This window comes from Allocoleopsis sp. (genome assembly GCF_036703385.1).
GTDB lineage: Bacteria > Cyanobacteriota > Cyanobacteriia > Cyanobacteriales > Coleofasciculaceae > Allocoleopsis.
The window spans coordinates 1-5,818 of sequence record NZ_DATNPA010000195.1; the positions used below are offsets into that span (position 1 = coordinate 1).

General features: G+C 44.6%; 7 protein-coding genes and 1 pseudogene. 6 read left to right on the plus strand and 2 right to left on the minus strand.

Annotated features, from left to right (window positions below; genetic code table 11):
- The coding region (locus V6C93_RS09840; RefSeq protein ID WP_349262666.1) for a S8 family serine peptidase at window positions 1-773 on the minus strand (773 nt) is incomplete at its 3' end.
- 104 nt (window positions 774-877) lie between these two features.
- On the opposite strand from V6C93_RS09840, the gene rpe reads away from it, so the two are divergent.
- A complete protein-coding gene (rpe, locus tag V6C93_RS09845; RefSeq protein ID WP_333476481.1) occupies window positions 878-1,585 on the plus strand; it encodes a ribulose-phosphate 3-epimerase in 708 nt (235 codons plus the stop codon).
- A gap of 177 nt (window positions 1,586-1,762) precedes the next feature.
- On the opposite strand, the gene V6C93_RS09850 is transcribed toward rpe, so the two are convergent.
- Window positions 1,763-2,368, minus strand: a complete 606-nt coding sequence (locus tag V6C93_RS09850; protein ID WP_333476482.1) for a class I SAM-dependent methyltransferase — start codon at window positions 2,366-2,368, stop codon at window positions 1,763-1,765.
- Here V6C93_RS09850 and V6C93_RS09855 point away from each other — a divergent pair.
- The 5 genes and pseudogenes from V6C93_RS09855 to V6C93_RS09875 all read left to right on the plus strand — a co-directional run.
- Complete coding sequence (locus tag V6C93_RS09855; protein WP_333476483.1) at window positions 2,367-2,516, plus strand: hypothetical protein; 150 nt, start codon at window positions 2,367-2,369, stop codon at window positions 2,514-2,516. The genes V6C93_RS09850 and V6C93_RS09855 overlap by 2 nt on opposite strands.
- A gap of 138 nt (window positions 2,517-2,654) precedes the next feature.
- The gene (locus tag V6C93_RS09860; protein WP_333476484.1) at window positions 2,655-3,662 is read left to right on the plus strand and encodes a GAF domain-containing protein; all 1,008 of its coding nucleotides are present in this window, start codon (window positions 2,655-2,657) and stop codon (window positions 3,660-3,662) included.
- Between the two features lie 100 nt (window positions 3,663-3,762).
- On the plus strand, window positions 3,763-4,854 hold the full coding sequence (locus tag V6C93_RS09865) for an RNA ligase family protein (protein ID WP_333476485.1): 1,092 nt from the start codon (window positions 3,763-3,765) through the stop codon (window positions 4,852-4,854).
- Entirely contained in the window at window positions 4,835-4,960 is a 126-nt protein-coding gene (locus tag V6C93_RS09870) for a hypothetical protein (protein WP_333476486.1), read from the plus strand. The genes V6C93_RS09865 and V6C93_RS09870 overlap by 20 nt, the downstream gene beginning before the upstream one ends.
- A 150-nt stretch (window positions 4,961-5,110) precedes the next feature.
- Window positions 5,111-5,818 (plus strand): annotated as a pseudogene (locus tag V6C93_RS09875) (hypothetical protein); the annotation flags it as partial.

The following is a 5,818-nucleotide window of genomic DNA, read 5'->3' on the forward strand; positions in this document are numbered from 1 at the left end:
GAGCGGCGAGGCCCTTGATTAATCTCGCGTTCAATCACACGTCTGCCAATCCCAACCGGCGCAGCACTTAAATTCGGAAAGTCCACTTTCGTAAAAACTCCCTGCCGCTTGGTTGTGTAGGCTGTATTCACTCCATTGAAGTTATCCGTCGGGATCGGAATACCCCCGTCCCCCTGGTTCCCCGCTATCACAAATAGAGTGTTGTGAGCCCTTGATAACCAATCGATACATTGCGTCAAAAGCGCATTACCATCCAGAGTTGCATTCGTTCTGGGGTCTCGTTCTAAGGGTTCGCCAAAGCTGAAATTAATCGCCCGGACATCTCCGCCATTTTGCAGAGTGACATACTGAGCAGATAGACATTCTTCCGGTTGTCCTCCCTTTGTTGGTGAACCAACGGCTGTAGAATAGAGCCTTGCTCCGGGTGCAACCCCTGGTAAGCTTTTATCCCGACTCACCATCACTGCCGCCACCATTGAAGCATGGACATCTACATTCGTATTAGATTTAGCGGGGCCGTCGCGATAGAATGCTCGTTCTAGAGTGGTTGCCGGATTCCAGGAAACCGCTTTGTCAAAACCAAAGACACCCGGTCTACCAATTTCCACCTGACCGATGGCAATTTTGCGACCCGTTAAGTTGTAAGGAGGGGCATGTAGCTTATGCGCTTCGATCCCGGCTTCTCCTATCGAAGACGTTGCTGAAGCTAGCACTGGGGTGATGAAGCAGGAAGCACTTAAACCCCCAATGAGCCATCCCAATCTCTTTACCATCTGCCAGTGAGCCAAGGATGCATCTCCTTATAAGTTGGGGAAAGGCTAAAGATTTTGTTAAGATCGATAAATAAACCTGAGGACACAGGAGAGTATCGCCAGTCATGACCCAAACGCAATCCCAAAAACCTATAGTTGTTGCCCCTTCTATCCTATCAGCGGACTTTAGCCGACTGGGAGAAGAAATTAGAGCCGTGGATGCCGCTGGTGCTGACTGGATTCATGTGGATGTGATGGATGGTCGGTTTGTCCCCAACATCACCATTGGTCCTCTGATTGTTGAAGCCATTCGCCCGGTTACCCAAAAGCCCCTCGATGTCCACCTGATGATTGTGGAACCGGAAAAATATGTCGAAGACTTCGCCAAGGCGGGAGCCGATATCATTTCCGTACACTGTGAGCACAACGCCTCTCCCCATCTGCACCGTACTCTCTGTCAGATTAAAGAATTGGGTAAGCAAGCCGGCGTAGTGCTCAACCCCTCAACGCCGTTAGAGTTGATTGAGTATGTGTTAGAAGTCTGCGATTTGGTGCTGATTATGAGCGTCAATCCTGGCTTTGGCGGTCAGAGCTTTATTCCTGCGGTACTCCCCAAAATCCGCAAACTGCGCCAGATGTGTGATGAGCGTGGACTCGATCCTTGGATTGAAGTTGATGGCGGATTGAAGGGTAACAACACCTGGCAGGTTTTGGAAGCGGGAGCCAATGCAATTGTTGCAGGTTCAGCCGTCTTCAAGGCTAAAGATTATGCAGAAGCGATCGAGGGGGTTCGCAACAGTAAGCGCCCTGAACCTCAGTTAGCGACGGTTTAAATCGGCGGAATCTTGAAGAACAATTGGCGGGAAAATTTGCTTAAGATTTTTCGCTGAATCTCCTGAAAGCTGGACGAGACGAAAAAATTCCCTAACCAGTCCAAGCCTACCCACCCAACTTCCTGGAGGGTGGGCATTTTTTTTATTTCGGTTTATTCATCCTTCATCCTGCTCTCGTTAGGATTTTTGCAGGATGCAGAATAAGGCGCGTGGAAGTGGCGACAGGGTACCGTGATAGACGGTTTCTTTAACGGATAGGACGTTGAATTGACCGCCGAAAATCTCCTTGATTTCGTCGGGTGTAAATCGATAAGGCCCCTCTGGACGTGTTTCTAAGTGGCTAAAGCATTTCAGGAACAGGTAACCCTGAGGTTTAATCAAGTTAACGACAACCTGCATGTAATCGGGTCTGCGCTCCGGAGGAAACACATGGAAACAGCCGCGATCGAGTACAAAGTCAAATTCTTGGTTTAGAGTACTGTTGAGGATATCATCCTGTTTCCAAGAAATATCTAAACCTTTTTCTTGGGCAACACGTTGTGCCTTCTGGATAGCTGTGGTAGAAAGATCGGTTGCTGTGACTTGAAAGCCTCGCTGGGCTAATGCTATCGCTTGAGTACCCGGCCCTGTGCCCAGATCTAAGGCTGTACTACTATGGAGCTTCAGCTGGGTTAACGCTTGGTCCAAATCTGGATCGAGATCAGGATTGAACCAAGGCATGGATTCTACGTCTTTTTCCTGATACAACTGTTCCCAGTCAGGTAGCTCGCGTCGTTGATTCATGGGTTCCTCTAGATTCAAGGTCATCGTTAGAGTTGTCGGTCATATCACTTTAGCTTGGGTGATCTACAAAGCGATCGGCTTTGCCGGTGCGCTACGCGCAATCGCGTCGCGCTGCCCCTTTGGGCAATCAACTTTGTCGGTGCGATAGAGTGCGTCTCGCTATACGCTACATGCCTATGGTGCTAACCTTCGATTTTTTTGTCTCTACAGGCCATAGCGCTTACAGTTGAAAAGAAGAAGCATCCAAAACCAAGCGCTCAGTCGTCTTCTTATGACCGAGGTAAATGTGAGTGATTGCGATCGATCCAAAGAAGAGCTAATTGAAGAATTGGCTTCACTCCAGCAAAAAGTTGCCGAACTTCAAACAACAAAAACAGCACTCGATACTCTTCATGAACTACTTCTCACCTCAATTACAACAGTAAAAACGGCAACTGGCACCTTAATGCTCCGTACCGTTTTACAACAGGTTTTAAAAATTGCCATCAGGCTAACCAACGCTGAAGAAAGTAGCCTGTTTTTACTCGATGCTGAGGGACGAGTCAGTGAAAGTATCCTAGCTCGCGGTGTCGTTATCCGAGACATCAAGCAAAAGCTTGTTGGTATGGTTTTAGATAAGGGTCTTGCAGGTTGGGTTAGCCGCAATCGCCAACTTGGATTAGTAACCGACACGATCAAGGATGAGCGATGGTTAACGCTTCCCAATGAGCCGTACACCGTTCGCTCTGCACTCAGCGTACCAATTTGTCGGGGTAAAGTCCTGATGGCTGTAATCACCCTGATGCACTCCAATCCAGGACACTTTAGTTCGCAAACGGCTCAGTTAATGCAGTTGTGTGCTGAGCAAATGGTTCTAATTATTGAAAATGCCTTACTTTATGTTGAACGCCATCCCTCAGCGGCAGAATCAAGCCAACCTGTACAACCGGAAAACTTGAATTTATATGAAGTCCAGAAACAGCTGTCTCCTGAAGAGAAGCTGTCATCGCTCGGCATTTACATTATTTTAAATGATGGAAGATTTCTGTACACCAACCCAGGAGTAGCGGCTATTTTTGGATATACATTCATTGAATTTATCACTGTAGAATCTATATTTGAAATCATAAATTCTAGCTGTCATGACTTGGTTTTATCTCATATTAATCAGTGTTTTAAAACGCCTAATAAGTACCTTTCTTGCCAATTCAAAGGACAACACAAAGATGGCTCATCCATTGATGTACAAGCTTATGGAACAAAAACAAAATTGAGCGGCAAGCCTGTGATTATTGGAATCCTTAGCATGGCTTGAAGCACAATAAAATTTACTTTTACAGAAATCATTTTCTTGTAGAGTAGGCAATTTGCCACCCTATCTGTTGATTAGGCCAGTGAGCTAGAGATTTTTCTGTATGGATACGAGAAAAGGTCACAGCACTGACTGGATGTATATCAGTTACGAGAAAATACTAGAGAATCCAAGTAAATGGAATCTTACAGAATCCGACTATCGCACCTTCAAGAAAACGCATTGGGTAGTAACAGAGAAAATTCATGGCGCTAATTTTGGTCTTGTCACTGATGGCTCAGAGGTACGCTTTGCCAAACGGAAAGAATTTTTACAACCTGATGAAGATTTTTTTGATTACCAATCTCTAAAATCTCAATTAGCTTATCAAGCCAAGGAAATTTTCAAGATTTTGCAGAGAGAACAGAATCAGTTACTTAAAGTTTTTCTGTATGGTGAATTGTTTGGAGGTGAGTATCCCCATCCAGATGTTCCTGCTGTACCTCATGTTCAAGCAGTGCAAACGGGTATCTATTATTCTCCAAAAATCGAATACTGTGCCTTTGATATAGCGATAGAAGTGAAGGGTAATCCGCTAACACGAGTCTACCTAGATTATGACAAAGTGCTAAGCCTATTTGAGCAAGTGAGCCTGATGGGCGCAGAACCGTTATTTATGGGGAGATATGAGGATGCATTGGCCTATAGTCCAGAATTTGATTCTACTATCTCAACTTTATTACATTTACCTAAATTGCCTTTCCGGAACCCAGCCGAAGGGATTGTGATTAAACCCGTTAAGGTAATTTATATAGAGACTCCTAAGGGAAAAGTTAGACCGATTTTGAAGGTAAAGATTCCTGAATTTGCCGAAGATAGCCGATTTCACCAGGCAACAAAATGGACTTCTCAAAAATTTACTCCTCTTCAAGTTCCAACTCAAGCATTGAGTATTGAGAAGGAGTTGAGCCAGGAAATGCTGGCACTGTTAACAGAAACACGATTGAGCAATGTTATTTCAAAAATTGGCAGAGTGTCGAGAAGTGATTGGGACAAGAAACAGGAAGTTACTCAATTATTGATGCAAGATGTTTTAGAAACATTTAACGAAGAGTGGGAAAGCATTTTCAGTGCTTTATCGGGTGAGAGTCAGCAAATTTTGATGGAACAGTTGCATCAGGAATCGCAGAAATTGGTTGAGATTTACTTCAATTAGTAGATGCGATCGCGCTTCCACTCCTCCTGAAGAATCACGCTTTTGGCTGTATGGTGCTGGGATGCGATCGCCACCATCCTTACTTTGTCAACAAAACTTTACATAACCAGATGGAGAGTCCGTTATTCCCTGCCGGAGGGTTATTACTGAAATTTCCAGTTAGCTCATCCCAAAAATTTGAGTGATTTCACTGAGGAAACTAGCTGCGATCTAGAGAAAAATTTTTAACAAGACCTTTAACCATAGCTCAAATAAGATGAATGTTAATACTGACGAGCAGGATCAGGAAAGTATATCCACCGACTCGATAGGGAAGGATGAACAGGATTGTATAGGCGGAATCACAGTATCGTCTCAGCTACCTGAGAACACTAACCAGCAGCAATCTGCTGACAAACAAAGCACTGATGTTGAGCAAATATCTCAGCCACAGGAAACTAACGCCAAAGCTACCTATGCCGAGAAAACAGAGCGAATCCAAGCTTGGGTTCAATTTATCAGAGCAGTAGCCCCTTTTATCTGGGCGATCGTGATTCTGGTTGTGATTATTCCCCTTGTCGGTCAACTATTTATCGCCAAAGCATTTTCAACTAAAAGTGTTACTACAGAGACTAAGCACCCTATAGAAGTTGTTGAACAGCGTCAAGTTGACTGGAGCAAAGTTAATGAAGCCATGAAACTGACGCTTGATCATACTTATCAGAGTACAGGGGATTATGCCTCTAAAGAACTCGAGGTCTGGGTTGATGAATTAATGGGTAGAGTTGATGGTAGCTTTTTAGATTGGTATTTCGGCTACTTCAATCAGAAGCAGATCGAGTACAAGAGCCTTTTTGTTCAACTCTCATCAGGTGCAAGTCGTTTACTAAATCCCAATAATCCAACCCCAGCACAAAAAGTTGCTGAAGTCATTACTGAGGATTTTCAGAAAGAATTTGCTAAACGGGTACTCATACCGCAAACG